Consider the following 13,083-nt stretch of genomic DNA (forward strand, 5'->3'; position numbering starts at 1 on the left):
GAACTAAGCTCTTCGCGTTCTTCGCCTGTAATGATCAAAGGAATAACGGGTCGACCCATTGCAGTAGCTCCATCGATGCTTTCTGCAATTATACTCTTGAGCTGTAATTATATCGATGAACTTTTGTTAAGGCACACTAGAGTGCTGGCCCTCAATGGCCTGACGCCACGCAGTGTGATCAGCTTACTTGCGACGGGGTCTTGCTGAACACTCTGAGAAATCCGTTCATCAAGCGAAGCAATTCGGTCATCGAGGTAACGAAGATCCTCAGCCAGGCCATTCAAAAGAATGCGAAAGGCATCGGTCAGCCCGTTTTCGGCATCTTCCAGCCAGCAGGGTAGCGCTTTGCGCAATTGTTGGATGCCAGCCGGAGCAACGATTCCATATTCACCCACAAGACCCCGGATCTGGTTAGACTTTGCTGTTCGCTGTCCCACCAATTCTTCCCGAATCCGGTGAGTGGCCTGAATATCTTGCTGGTTTACCGTCTTAATCGGCACGAATCTCATATGCGGGCGACCCGTTGCCTCGCAGATGGCCGCAGCATCGACCCGATCATTCTTGTTGCTCTTCACATAAGGCTTAATAAACTGGGCAGCAACTAATCTCACATGATGCCCACGGGCTTGAAACTGTCGCGCCCAATGGTGGGAGGAAGCGCAGCCTCAATGCCAATTTCAGCCCCGACAGGCACCCCCTGCACAAAGCGTCCAGCCATTTCCGGCGGGAGTACTTGCCGGTCCAGAGAACTGTGTCATGACGGTCAACGCCATGAACATGAAAAACTGACTTTGCGATGTCGACTCCAACCCGGACAATGGTCATGTGGAGTTCTCCTCATCCTAAAGATGGTGGTTTGCCTCACCCATCATTATGGCGTGCTGACGCAGGAGTGAGGAGAGGAGGAGTCCACCCCATTGCTTACGGTAACCCCTTAGTTTATCCAGCCCAGAAACCCCAGGCTCGAAGCTTTCGTGGGCTATGTTTGCGTGTGTGCCTGTAAAGACGCTGAAATATATAATGCGTGTTAACTGAATAACTGACGCTTCTCACGTAGAATTGCGCCGTCTCGAAGACGGAAATACCGTTAGCCTTAGTACGCTGAGCCCTGGTTGGTGGGGCGGTAGCGTGCCTGATTAATAATTATTCGTAATAGATCTTAACTTTAAGAGGGTGTTCTGTGGGTTATCTACGCTGGATAGTGTGGTCATTTTTTGGGCTTATCGTTGGCGCAGGTGTTGGTGCTATCCAGTTGTATGCCACGGATTCAACTCGATATGTCGCATCCTTGGAGCTGAAAGAAAGGGTTTTATTTGACGAGTATTGGAATGCTGCTCCTGATTTTCTTATCAAGGCAGAGTTGGTACGGAACAGCTTGGTAACAACTGACTCAGACTCTGGCGTTACGCTTGACTCCCTCACGGCTGAGCTGCTCAATTCCTGGTTTCGTTTCCTTGATAACAATCTATTCAGGTTTGTGGTGGACGGCGCCCTGAGTACTGGAAATATCGGGGATGAATTTCAACGATATGCCCGCACCAATCCAGGAATGATAGATGGTTTAAATCAACGTTCGATTACATTCACCGTGGCTGGTGATAATCCCCAGTATGCAGAAGATCGCCTGTTGGAATGGGTGGATGAAATTAAGGAGGAGAGTACGGTAAGGTCGAGTGAGGCTCTGACTGCTTGGTTGAGTCGTAAGGGGCGAGCCTTACGGCTTCTGTCTGAGCAGGGAGGTTTGGGTTTTCTGGAAGAGGATAGGGGAGAAATCGGCCAAATTGCATCTGATTTCGAGAAGTCTGCAAAAAGTTTTCCATTTATTAGTCCGTATTTCGGAATGGAGATGCCTGTAGTGGTGGAACAGGTTGGGACTAATCGATTGCATCGAATTCTGCTGTGGGCAGGATTGGGTGTTGTCATTACCCTTCTTCTATTAATCGCTTTGAAGTCACGACAATCTCGTGAATAGTCGATCCCGCTTTTTAAAACTTTTGCTCGGCCCGGTGGTCACGCTTTTCGTGGGCATTTCGTCGGGCCCATTGCTGTCCCACATCTTTACCCCTGAGGAGTTTGGCCGATACTCGGTTTTATTGGGTATTGTTGGAATTTCCGTCGTGGCTGTAACTGTGCGTTTTGAACAGTTGATTCCAGCAAGTGAGGATCCTCACGCGACTCTTTGGGTTGTTGTTGCTTTTTCGATGGTTGGTGCGTTTCTGCTCGGCCTGATCGGTTTGCTCTTCCTTTCGCCACTTGAGGCTTTTTTTATTGCGGGAACAACACTTGCTGCTGCTGTTTTTAACGGTTTTTATTACTATCTCATCGTGAATGGACGAGTCCTTCTTGCCTCTGCAGGGAGGGCTACTCAGGCCACAGGTGTTATAGGCGGGCAAGTTTCTTTTGGCGTATCTGGAATCGGATTGCCAGGGTTGCTATGGGGAGAATTGGCTGGCCGCTGTGTTGCTCTTGTTTTGGTGTTCCAAAGGTTTGAACGGCGCTCAAGCTGCCAGTTAAGGGCTGTATTTTCCAGTCAATGGCCAACAGCCAAGTGGTTGTTACCCAGTGCCCTACTGGGGGCTTTAGCTCTGCAGATGCTGCCTTTGGGAATGCCATTTTCGGTCGGTGCTGCTGCGGCAGGCACATTCTTGCTGATCTATAGGATGGTGGTAGTTCCGAACTCACTGCTTTCAAAGGTGGCTAGCGATACGCTGCTTGTTGAATTGGGGAAGCGCACGAGTAAGGGCGCCTCAATAAATCGCTTTGTGGAGCACAGCGTCGGTAATTTATTGCTTACTGCAATTTGTTTGTACGGCAGCCTTGCAGTCTATGGGGGGGCTCTCTTTCCTTTGATAATGGGGGAGGAATGGGTAGGGATTTCTCAGCTTGTCCCCTGGTTGTCATTATTAGTAGGATTTTGGTTCATCGCTTCGCCGCTTGCGATGGTATTTGTTGCACTGAATAGAACACGTTGGTCTTTTGGCCTCAGCATGTTGGATGTGGCCAACCGGTGTATGGCCTTGGCCATAGGTTTTCTTTACCAAGACGTTGTAGTGGCAGCAGCGGCACTCGGAATTGGCGGGGTGTTTGTTTATGGTATATCGGTAATGAGTGCGATGACGCTAGCTAACGCCAGTCTGTTGAGGGTTTTTCGCATGATTCGGATCCATCTATTTGGTGTGGTCACTCTCTTGGTGTCGAGCTGGATGTTATTTATACATGGCCACCTTTGGATAGCCGGCATGTTGACAGCAATTATGATCATCATCGCAGGTAAAAAGGTTGCGTATGTCTGAGAGGGTCGGCCTTATTGGTACTGGTATGTGGACACGTCGGTTAGCTTTATCGCTGAGCCGGCATTCTGAGTTGAAATGTTCACCAGTGTCCGAGGTCAAAGTAAAAGATTTATTTTCGCTTTTGAGGTTGTTTGGAACACAAGCGGTCATCCGCGTGGGGTTTAGACCAGGACAGTTCCGCCCGCGAGCATTTGTGATAGACATCCTTTGTTTGCTCTATGTGGCTCTTGGCGGTAAGTTATTTTTCTATTGGACCGGTTCGGATGTTCCAAGGACGGCCCTTTTGCTCAAATCACCTGGTGCGATTGCAGGTTATTGGTCAATTCCCGTTACGCGTTATCTCCTGCAACATAGCAAGCACTGTGTGGCTGCGCCTTGGTTAATAAAAGAGTTGGCGGAGTTCGGGTGTCGCGCCAAAAGCCTTCCTTTTCCGACACCGACTGACGAGTTTGAGGAGGCCGGTGCATCTCATCCGGAGTGGCCGAGTGAATTCACAGTTCTCTCATACGTCCCTGATCATAATTACAGCAATTACTGCGGGGATGAACTGGCTCAGCTGGCTCGAAGAATGCCGAATGTTCAATTCCGCATAATGGGCGGAGAGGGTGCATGGTGTGATGATTGCCCACCAAACCTTACCTTTTTGGGGTGGGCTCACGCGCAAGACCAGTACCTTAAATGCGTGGTTGTGTTACGTGCCGTCAGGCACGATGCAATGGGAGGCACGGTTCGGGAGGCTCTTTTATGTGGTCGTTATGTTTTATATACCTATCCGCACCCGTCAGCGATTTTGTTGCCTGAGCCGGATCGTTCGCCCAACTTGATAAGGGATATGGAGGAAAACCTGACCCACCTTAGGGAAAAGTTTGTGTGTGGGCGGCTGCCGTTCAATGTGGAGGGCCGCCACTGGGTTATGGCCAACCTTACGGAGGGAGTGCTTGCCCAGCGCGCAGCTTCTTTTTTTAGTGAGGAGTTGCATGAGGCTGATTAAGTATTCATCGTGGTTCCTGATAATATCAATTACCACATTGGCATCCATTACTGTATTGGAAATGTTCGGGATCTTCTATGAGTTGGCTTTATCTGCACTAATTTTGGTCGTTGTGTTATTTTTTCCCCTCTTCTTCAGAAACGTGAAATGGTATGAACCTGTATTTGCTGTAAATGCAATGTATGCACTTTTTGCTCTAGCGGTGATATATTTTTCTGTATCCGGTTTCTCTAGAGCTGAACATGCTATCCATGGTATCGCAGAGCTTCAAAAGCGTGCTCCATTGGTGGTGCTATATATTTCGATTTGGCTTTTGGTATTCTACGGTGGATATTTATCGATAAGGAAAGTTCCCCTCAAAGAAGACGTGGATAACGTTGTTTCAGAACCATTAAAAGGCGTAGATCCTCTGGTTTTGAAGGTCTCTATTTATTTTCTTTTTCTTGTAGCCATTGCGAATGTGTTGTACAACGTCTGGCTGTTTAGTCCTAGCGATCCGGTCGGTTATTTCCTAAACTTTGGTGTTGCTCGCCATAGAGATATGGTTAATGATGGGATATATACTACCTTGGGTTATAACTTATTTATCGTTGGCCTTGTTCTTTTCCGGTGTTCGTTTAGTGAGTGGAGTTTCCGGCGCAGCTTTATATATTTTTCTATGCTTGTCATTACGCTTTTCGCAATGGTATCGCGGGGTCAGATTTTTTTCACATTCTCAGTACTAATGTTTATCTTCATTTTGGAGTACTTCTTAATTCGAAATAGAAGAGCTTATTTTCGTTGGGCATTAGTACTTTTTCCGACTATTTTTCTCGTAATGGTAGGTGCTTATTTTCTCCGTCTTGTAAGTGTTGAGGTTTATTTGTCAAGAATTTCGGGGGATGAGATTGGCTGGTTTTCTGCATTTTCCGAAAAATTACCTCAGTTTATGGGGCTAATTTTTGGCAAGGGTAACGTGCCAAATCTTCCTGCCATGATTGTTTATGAGGATCATTACGGAGGTGTTGAGGGTTTTTTGTGGGGCGAGTCACTGCTTAATTGGATCACTGCGTTTGTCCCGACCTGGAATGGTACTTATATTGGTTACGGAATTAGCGATATATGGTATCCAAATAATGTTGGCGGTATACCTCCAGGTTTGATACATGAGTTGTACGCGAATTTTGGGTATTTCGGTAGTTTAGTGGCGGCATATATTTTTGGCTATTTAGGGGCTCTTTCGTTTAATTTGGTATCGCGATCCAAAAGCGTTCTGGTGTTTCTTGTTTATTCAGCGCTCTTGGTGAGGTTCTGGTTTATTTTGCCTAAAGTTGAGTTTGCTGTCCTAAGTAATGCTATATGGTTATTTATTCCGAGTGTAATATCGATTTTTGCTCTGATATGGGTTACGTATATTATAAGTCGTATTCGCTTGAAAGGTTTTTATGATTCATCTTTCCAATAACTTTGTGAGCAGTTCAGTTCATCTGAATTTGATAAAATCGATTTCTGGTATTGATGGCGCCCAGTATGTTGTGGTGCCGGTTCGAAATCGTAAGCTCATGGTTAATAATTCGTCGGTTGGAAGTGCGGTTCACATAAAGTTTTGTTTGTTTAGAAACAGGGTGATTCGATTTTTTCCGCTCGCAAAAATTTTTTATGTGTTTTTAAAGTGCTTTTTCGCTCTTAAGGATGCTCGTGATGCCGTCCTAAAAATAGGAAAAGAGCCGGCGCTGCTTTGCCATAATTTTTGGTCCGATGGTATGGTCGGATTTTTGTTCTCTTTTTTCTATCCGTTAAAGTATGTGCTTGTAGTGAGGAACACCGATATCAATTATTTTGTCGCTAAACTTCCTCACTATAGGTGGCTTATGCGGCTAATGGTTCGTCGATCGTCGGGGGTGGTTTTTGTAAGCCAGGCACACCGTAATCGCTTTGAGAGCAATTGGCCCAGTGTGCTAAAAGCTTCGAGACGCGTAAAGGTGATTCCCAATGCCATTACCAATTGGTGGCTGGAGAATCTGATTACGGAACCCATCCAAAGGCCCTTTCAAGCGTGTTTCGTAGGAAGGTTTAACAAAAATAAAAATCTTACCAAGCTTGGAGAGGCGGCAAAAATTATTCATGGTGCCATTCCGGAATTCCGCTTGGTTCTTGTAGGTGGATCCGAAAGTGAGTTTTTGCAGGTAACTGGATTTGATGCGGTGCCGTCTTTCGTTGAAGTTCGTGGACTGTGTGAAGCACAGAAAGTAAGGGACGTTTATCGCAGTTCTCGTGTTTTTGCTATGCCATCACTGACGGAGACTTTTGGGCTGGTTTATGTAGAAGCTCTTTCTCAGGGGTGCGCTGTTGTATTTAGCGAGGGAGAGGGTATTGATGGCATGTGGAACGAGCCCTTTACGCTTCCTGTTGATCCAAGATCACCAGCTAGTATTGCCAAGTCTTTGATGGTTTTGTTAAGGAATTACCCAGATGGCGTTCCGAACGAATGGATTCAGAGGGAAATCAGGCGATTTAGTTGGGACAACGTTGCTTCTGAATATTTGGGGTGTTTTTCTTGAAGATTATTTATCTGCATCAATATTTCCGGACGCCGGATATGTCGGGCGGAACCCGATCCTATGAGATGGCCCGAAGACTTGTGAAAGCTGGCCATGATGTGCACATGGTAACTTCCAGAACTGATGGAAAACTAAAAGGGAATAATTGGTCTCTGGAGATAATTGAGGGCATCCACGTACATTGGTTGCCGGTTCCGTATAGCAACGCTATGAGCTATACGCGCAGGTTGCTCGCTTTTACCAGCTTTGCCAGAAAGGCGGGGCAGTACGCTTCACAATTGGAGGCAGACGTAGTGTTTGCAACCAGTACCCCGCTAACTATTGCAATCCCGGCAGTGAAGGCCAGCAAGGCTCTGGCAGCTCCTCTCGTTTTCGAAGTGCGGGACTTGTGGCCCGAGGTTCCAATCGCGCTGGGCGTATTGAAATCCCCGGTGACAAAATTTCTTGCCAGAAGGTTGGAGTCATGGGCCTATAGTCACTCTGAAAGGGTGGTGGGTCTCTCGCCGGGAATGTGTGAGGGTGTTATTCGCACCGGTTTTAGTCCCGAAAAAGTCCACTGTATTCCTAATAGCGCTGACTTGGATTTTTTCGACGTTCCTGAAAGTGATGGAGATAGGGTTAGATTCGCTCGGCCATGGCTTGGAAATCGGCCTTTGGTTCTTTACGCAGGAACCTTTGGTTTTGTAAATGGTGTGGGCTATCTTGCCGATATCGCAAGTGTAATGCTTGATTATGATCCGGAAGTACGCTTTTTGGCAGTTGGAGATGGCGCTGAAGCTAAACAGGTTAAGCAGCGTGCGGAGGCTTTGGGGGTGCTGGATAGAAACTTTTTTATAGAGCCTCCAGTATCGAAGTCTGAAATGCCTGCATTGCTGAGCGCTGCGACTATAACGACCTCTCTTGTCATTCCAAATAAAGCTCTATGGCATAACTCTGCTAATAAGTTTTTTGATTCTCTTGCGGCAGGACGGCCTATTTTTGTCAATCATGGTGGGTGGCAGGCCGAAATTCTAAGGGAGTCAGGGGCAGGGTTTGAGGTCTCATGCGAAGATGCGAGTGGAGCTGCTCTTGAAATCTTAAGTTTTGTGAAGGATGCCGAAAGGGTTAAGTCGGCTCGCAAAGCGGCCCTCGAATTGGCAAAATCACGGTTTGACCGGGCTATATTGGCAGAACAATTAAACGACACGCTAGAGCGTGCTTTGCGGGATTACAATGGGTAAGCGGATTTTTGACGCTTCAGTCGCTCTTTTCTCTTTGCTGATTCTCTCACCGTGTATTCTACTGTTGATAATCATCATCCGCCTAAAACTTGGAGGGCCTGCTTTTTTTTCACAGGTTCGGCCTGGTGTAAACGGTGAGCCGTTCAAGATGGTTAAGTTTCGGACTATGCTTGATTTAGAGGATGACCAGGGGCGCCTACTGCCAGATTCCCAGCGGATGACTGGTATTGGGAAGTTACTTCGATCGAGCAGTCTTGATGAACTTCCCGAACTCTGGAATGTTCTGAAAGGTGACATGAGTCTGGTCGGGCCTCGACCGCTTCTAATGGATTACTTGCCGCTATATTCAAAGGAGCAGTTTCGTCGCCACCAAGTACGTCCCGGAATAACGGGTTGGGCTCAGATTAACGGTCGTAATGCGCTCTCGTGGGAGGAGAGGTTTAGGTTGGATGTTTGGTATGTGGATAACCGTAGTTTCTGGTTAGATATGAAAATTCTCCTTCTCACAGTAAAGAAAGTTTGTGCACGCGAAGGTATCAGTGCTGATGGTGAAGCTACCATGAGTAAGTTTACGGGTAATCGGGAATGAGGCGCCTTGCTATCCTTGGAGCTAGCGGTCATGGCAAGGTTGTTGCGGATACGGCTTTGGCTCAAGGATGGAGTGAAATCGTTTTTTTTGATGATGCCTGGCCAAACGTTTCCTCAAATGGCAGGTGGCCTGTATTGGGCAATACTGAAAGCCTTTTGTGCTTTGCGGCAGGCTATGATGGCATAGCGGTGGGCATTGGTAATAACAGCGTTCGTCGCGAGAAAATGAAGCTAATCGAATGCAAGGGTTTAAAGTTGGCAACAATTATCCATCCATCTGCTGTGGTTAGTGATTATGCCCTCATTGGTAAAGGAACAGTGGTCTGCGCCAAGGCGGCAGTTAATGTTGACGTTCAAATTGGTGCCGGTGGAATTATCAATACTGGCGCGGTGATCGAGCACGATTGCTGTTTGGGTGATTACGTGCATGTTAGCCCTAACGCTGTGCTTTCGGGGGGTGTAACTCTTGGCCATGAGGTTTGGGTTGGTGCTGCTGCATCAATAAAACAGTTGGTCTCGGTGGGCAACAAGGCGGTAATCGGTATGGGCAGTGTGATTCTTCGGGATGTTGCTCCTGAAGTGACGGTTGTCGGCAATCCCGTTCGCATACTGTAAACATTTTCCACAGATGAGTTTGTTAATGCTTAACACTTCTTTTTCTCCTTGGCCTTCCTACACGCAGGAAGAGGCTAACGCGGTTGCCCGTGTCTTGCTGTCCAATCGCGTCAACTATTGGACTGGCCAGGAGGGTCGCGAATTCGAGCGAGAGTTTGCCGCGTTTGCGGGCACCGGGTATTGCGTGGCGGTTGCTAACGGTACAGTGGCTCTGGACCTTGCTCTGAAAGGGTTGGGTATTGGCAATGGTGATGAAGTTATTGTCACTTCCCGAACCTTTCTGGCCTCGGTAACGTGTATTGTTAACGCAGGTGCCCGGCCGGTGTTCGCAGATGTGGATGCGGATTCCCAGGGAATTACCGCTGAAACGGTTGCTCCATTGATCACCGAGAATACCAGGGCGATTGTTGCTGTACACCTGGCTGGATGGCCTTGCGACATGGATGGTCTGAATGAGCTGGCCTCCAGGTATGATTTATCGGTTATTGAGGATTGTGCTCAGGCCCACGGAGCGACATACAAGGGCAATCCCGTCGGCTCGCTTGGGCATGTGGCCGCCTGGTCTTTCTGCCAGGATAAGATTATGACTACCGGTGGTGAGGGTGGCATGGTTTCCACCAATGACCGGAAACTTTGGTCTCGTATGTGGTCTTATAAGGATCATGGTAAAAGCTGGGAAGCAGTCTATGAACGCGAGCACCCGCCCGGCTTCCGTTGGCTTCATGAGAGTTTTGGCACTAACTGGCGGATGACGGAGATGCAGGCTGCGATAGGCCGAATCCAGCTGCAGCGTATGCCGGGCTGGACTGACCGCCGCCGGGCGAACTGCGAGACTATCTGGCAGACGGCGAGGAAGTGCAAGGCGTTGCGGGTGCCGGACGTTCCGGAGTACATCGGCCATGGCGGCTATAAATGTTATGTTTTTGTGGAGCCTGCAGCCCTGAAAGCGGGCTGGGACCGGGATAGAGTGCAGGCGGAGATTGTTAATGCAGGCGTGCCCTGTTTTTCAGGTTCCTGTTCGGAAGTATATTTTGAAAAGGCTATACAAGATGCAGGCATGGCGCCGGTGGAGCGCTTGCCGGTGGCCAGGGATTTGGGTGAAACCAGCCTGATGTTTCTGGTGCACCCTACATTGACTTCCGATGAAATCAAACTCACGTGTGAAGTAATTGCGCGCGTAGCGGAGGAGGCGAGCGCTTGAACAAGGGGGAGTTGGCAAAGAGTGGTAACAATAGTTTACTGATCAGGGCGTTTCTGAACCTTCCCCGGCTTCATAAGCGGATTATTTCGGTACTTTCAGATGCTTTCTTCCTGTTCTTCGCGATCTGGGCTGCTTTTGCACTACGCCTGGAGCAGCACCTCTGGCTGCCTACCCAGGGACAATTGACGGCTGCTGCCATTACTGTGGTGTTTACCATAGGAGTGTTTGTTCGCCTGGGGCTCTACCGGGCGGTGATCCGTTACCTGGGTGACCGGGCTATCCTCACCATTGTTTATGGGGTAATTGCTTCTAGTGTAGCCCTGATCACCTTGGGCTATCTGTTACAAGTGTTCGTTCCACGCTCTGTGCCAATCATATATGGGGCTTTGGCCTTCCTTTTTGTCAGCGGTACTCGCCTAGGCGTGCGGATAATTGTGAACCACCCCAAACAGATGGCAAAGGAGGCTGTTGCCATCGTTGGGGCTGGCGAAACCGGTATGCAGCTGGCCTCTGCGCTAGAGCAGGGGACTGAGTATAGGCCAGTGGTGTTTGTGACGCTTGACCGTGCCAATCACAAATCCATGATCAACGGCTTGTCGGTGGTGAGTATTACCCACATTGCCAAGTATTTGCCCCGGCACCGCGTGCAGCGAATTCTTCTGGCGTTGGATGAGAACACGCAGGTTGATCGCAAGAAATTGCTGAAGCAGCTGGAGCCACTTTCTATTCCCGTTCAGACGGTTCCTTCCATGTCGGAACTGGTGGCCGGCCAGGCACGTATTAACGATATCCGTGATCTGGAGATTGAGGACCTGTTAGGTCGGGACCCGGTTCGGCCGGATTCTGCAGTTGTTGCGAAGAGTCTATACCAGAAGTCGGTTATGGTCACCGGCGCGGGCGGTTCAATTGGCTCGGAGCTCTGCCGCCAGATCATTCGGCATCGCCCGAGTAAGCTGGTGCTGTTCGAGCAATCCGAGTTTTCCTTGTACGCCATTGAGCGTGAGCTGGCTTCCATCAATCAGATCGAAGGGCTTGAGGTAGAGTTGCATCCGCTTTTAGGCAATGTGAGTCACCGTCGCCGCTGTGAGACCGTGATGAGGGCTTTTGGCATCCAGACCGTATATCACGCCGCAGCATACAAGCATGTCCCTCTTGTAGAACACAATGTTATTGAGGGGATACAGAACAACGTATTCGGCACCTGGCACACTGCCGAAGCAGCGATTGCCGCTGGAGTGGAGCGTTTTGTGCTGATCTCTACCGACAAGGCCGTTCGCCCCACCAACGTGATGGGGGCCAGCAAGCGGCTGGCGGAACTGGTGCTGCAAGCGTTGGCTCAGCGGCAGCAGCAGACTATTTTTTCGATGGTGCGTTTTGGCAACGTACTGGGTTCCTCCGGTTCCGTGGTTCCCCTGTTCCGGGACCAGATTCGTGATGGTGGCCCGGTTACCGTTACCCATCCTGATATTATCCGTTACTTCATGACCATCCCCGAAGCCAGCCAACTGGTGCTGCAGGCGGGCAGTATTGGCGTGGGCGGCGAGGTGTTTGTGCTGGATATGGGCGAGCCGGTGAAGATTGCGGACCTTGCGCGGAAGATGATCCATCTGATGGGGTTGGAAGAAAAAACTGACGATGACCCCGGCGGTGATATCGAAGTGGTCTTCACTGGCCTGCGCCCGGGGGAAAAACTGTACGAAGAGTTGCTGATTGGTGATGACCCACAGGGTACCTCGCATCCCCGTATTATGATGGCCAGGGAAGTATCATTACCCTGGGAGAAGGTTGAAGAGTTCCTTAGCCAATTGCAACGTGCCAGCCAATCCTTCGACTGCGCCGCGATTATCGAGGTTCTTAAAGAAGCCAAAACGGGTTATGCGCCTAATGGCGCCCTGGAAGATCTGGTTTGGTGTAATGGGCACTTCGATGTAGTGGCGACAGAGCGCAGTGATGATAAAGTGCATCGATTGTCGGTGTAGGGAAAACAACGTCTCAAAAGCAAGGTAGCTGATCAATGTCTGAAAATGTTGTCTGGCATCACCAGAAAGTCACCCGCGCGGACCGCGCCTCCATCAAGAACCAGAGCCCCTGCCTTTTATGGTTTACGGGCCTAAGTGGCTCCGGTAAATCCACCATTGCCAATGCGCTGGATGTGGCCCTGTTCGAACGGGGCTACCATACCTTTCTACTGGACGGTGACAACGTACGCCACGGCCTGAACAAGGATCTGGGCTTTTCCGATGAGGACCGGGTTGAGAATATTCGCCGTATTGGGGAAGTAAGCAAGCTGTTTACCGATTCCGGTGTGATTGTCCTAAGCGCCTTTATTTCCCCGTTCACCAGCGACAGGCGCCTGGTGCGCAATCTGTTCCCGGCAGGGGAGTTCATCGAGGTGTTCATGGATACGCCGCTTGAGACCTGTGAAGAGCGGGACCCTAAAGGGCTTTATGAGAAGGCCAGGGCCGGCAAGATCAAGCACTTTACGGGGATCGATTCCCCCTATGAGGCTCCGGAGCGGCCGGAAGTGCGCCTTGATACGTCGCAGATGTCGGTTGAAGACTGTGTAAACCGCTTGATTGATTACCTCCTTGATCGACAACTGATCTTTACCCCGCCTCACGCTGCTGGAGTGTAA

The 13,083-nt window shown here is 49.3% G+C and carries 11 protein-coding genes and 1 pseudogene; 11 read left to right on the top strand and 1 reads right to left on the bottom strand.

The features are described 5' to 3' along the window. Positions 1-107: 107 nt before the first annotated feature. Positions 108-650: pseudogene (locus tag ABJM11_RS06370) on the bottom strand (IS110 family transposase); the annotation flags it as partial. Between the two features lie 530 nt (positions 651-1,180). Between ABJM11_RS06370 and ABJM11_RS06375 the strand changes: the two are divergent. From ABJM11_RS06375 to cysC, 11 genes are all read left to right on the top strand, one after another. Further along, positions 1,181-1,972 carry a hypothetical protein gene (locus tag ABJM11_RS06375; protein ID WP_348294920.1) on the top strand — a complete coding sequence of 264 codons (792 nt, stop codon included), beginning with the start codon at positions 1,181-1,183 and terminating at the stop codon, positions 1,970-1,972. Further along, complete coding sequence (locus ABJM11_RS06380) at positions 1,965-3,293, top strand: hypothetical protein (RefSeq protein WP_348294921.1); 1,329 nt, start codon at positions 1,965-1,967, stop codon at positions 3,291-3,293. Before ABJM11_RS06375 ends, ABJM11_RS06380 begins: the two co-directional genes overlap by 8 nt. An 85-nt stretch (positions 3,294-3,378) precedes the next feature. Then, complete coding sequence (locus ABJM11_RS06385; RefSeq protein WP_348294922.1) at positions 3,379-4,284, top strand: hypothetical protein; 906 nt, start codon at positions 3,379-3,381, stop codon at positions 4,282-4,284. After that, complete coding sequence (locus ABJM11_RS06390; protein WP_348294923.1) at positions 4,271-5,728, top strand: O-antigen polymerase; 1,458 nt, start codon at positions 4,271-4,273, stop codon at positions 5,726-5,728. Before ABJM11_RS06385 ends, ABJM11_RS06390 begins: the two co-directional genes overlap by 14 nt. Then, on the top strand, positions 5,709-6,824 hold the full coding sequence (locus ABJM11_RS06395; protein ID WP_348294924.1) for a glycosyltransferase family 4 protein: 1,116 nt from the start codon (positions 5,709-5,711) through the stop codon (positions 6,822-6,824). Before ABJM11_RS06390 ends, ABJM11_RS06395 begins: the two co-directional genes overlap by 20 nt. Further along, entirely contained in the window at positions 6,821-8,044 is a 1,224-nt protein-coding gene (locus tag ABJM11_RS06400) for a glycosyltransferase family 4 protein (protein WP_348294925.1), read from the top strand. Before ABJM11_RS06395 ends, ABJM11_RS06400 begins: the two co-directional genes overlap by 4 nt. Further along, positions 8,037-8,633 (top strand): sugar transferase, encoded by a 597-nt coding sequence (locus ABJM11_RS06405; RefSeq protein WP_348294926.1) that lies wholly within the window; start codon positions 8,037-8,039, stop codon positions 8,631-8,633. Before ABJM11_RS06400 ends, ABJM11_RS06405 begins: the two co-directional genes overlap by 8 nt. Further along, positions 8,630-9,247 carry an acetyltransferase gene (locus ABJM11_RS06410; RefSeq protein WP_348294927.1) on the top strand — a complete coding sequence of 206 codons (618 nt, stop codon included), beginning with the start codon at positions 8,630-8,632 and terminating at the stop codon, positions 9,245-9,247. The genes ABJM11_RS06405 and ABJM11_RS06410 overlap by 4 nt, the downstream gene beginning before the upstream one ends. A gap of 25 nt (positions 9,248-9,272) precedes the next feature. Further along, positions 9,273-10,448 carry a DegT/DnrJ/EryC1/StrS aminotransferase family protein gene (locus ABJM11_RS06415; protein WP_348294928.1) on the top strand — a complete coding sequence of 392 codons (1,176 nt, stop codon included), beginning with the start codon at positions 9,273-9,275 and terminating at the stop codon, positions 10,446-10,448. A 38-nt stretch (positions 10,449-10,486) separates the two neighbouring features. Then, positions 10,487-12,427, top strand: a complete 1,941-nt coding sequence (locus ABJM11_RS06420; protein ID WP_348295137.1) for a nucleoside-diphosphate sugar epimerase/dehydratase — start codon at positions 10,487-10,489, stop codon at positions 12,425-12,427. A 35-nt stretch (positions 12,428-12,462) separates the two neighbouring features. Beyond that, positions 12,463-13,083 carry an adenylyl-sulfate kinase gene (gene cysC, locus ABJM11_RS06425; RefSeq protein ID WP_348294929.1) on the top strand — a complete coding sequence of 207 codons (621 nt, stop codon included), beginning with the start codon at positions 12,463-12,465 and terminating at the stop codon, positions 13,081-13,083.

Origin of the sequence: Marinobacter sp., assembly GCF_039977835.1 — a bacterium.
Classification (GTDB): domain Bacteria; phylum Pseudomonadota; class Gammaproteobacteria; order Pseudomonadales; family Oleiphilaceae; genus Marinobacter.